Genomic DNA, 618 nt, shown 5'->3' with positions numbered 1-618 from the left:
AGTCACCACCATCTTTAAAAAGAGCCGGAGGTAAGTCATCTGGGCCAGGTGATTTGTAACGCTTGAAGAGTTGGAGTTCCTTGCGGACTTCCTCCTCGTTTGGTGGATCAGTCGTCACCGGCCATGGAGGGCAGGACAGTCTGACCGATGTTGCCGGAGCAGCAGGCCAGTTGAACTGCCCTTCGAAAAATTCTGCCCATCGTCCAAGACGTCGATGGATGTTAGTGATTGGCATCCCATCATCCTCGCAGATTGTTTCGCTCACACCAGACTTCTTGCTGCCAGTGGCTCGGATGAGTTGGAAGAGCTTCCGGTAATTACCAGATGCAGCTGCTGCTTCCAGCTCATTAGCACGCTCCGACCACCAGGCTTCTCGGTCCTTACGCAAGCTTTGCCCAATTTCCTTACGTAACATCCTTCGTTTGTGGTCAAACTCACGGTCACCCGGAGTAGACCGACGGGCTTCAATGAGTTGTAAGGAACCAGAAGAAACCCAGTGCTTATAAGCGGGACGTTTCGCGAACCCACAAGTGACTTTACTCGCCATTTTCATGGCTTCTTGCAATTGCAACCAATGCTCATCTATACTTTTCGGTGGAGTGGTAGCTAGCCTAGAGG

At 51.6% G+C, this 618-nt stretch carries 1 protein-coding gene; it reads right to left on the bottom strand.

Going from position 1 to position 618, the window contains the following annotated elements; all coding sequences use genetic code 11:
* A partial coding sequence (locus tag DF185_RS24820; RefSeq protein ID WP_207784744.1) for a hypothetical protein occupies window positions 1-415 on the bottom strand: 415 nt, incomplete at its 3' end.
* Between the last annotated feature and the right edge of the window lie 203 nt (window positions 416-618).

Origin of the sequence: Marinifilum breve (genome assembly GCF_003202155.1) — a bacterium.
Classification (GTDB): Bacteria; Bacteroidota; Bacteroidia; order Bacteroidales; family Marinifilaceae; genus Marinifilum; species Marinifilum breve.
The sequence above is the reverse complement of the archived record's forward strand: the minus strand, read 5'-3'. Positions and strand labels throughout refer to the sequence as shown.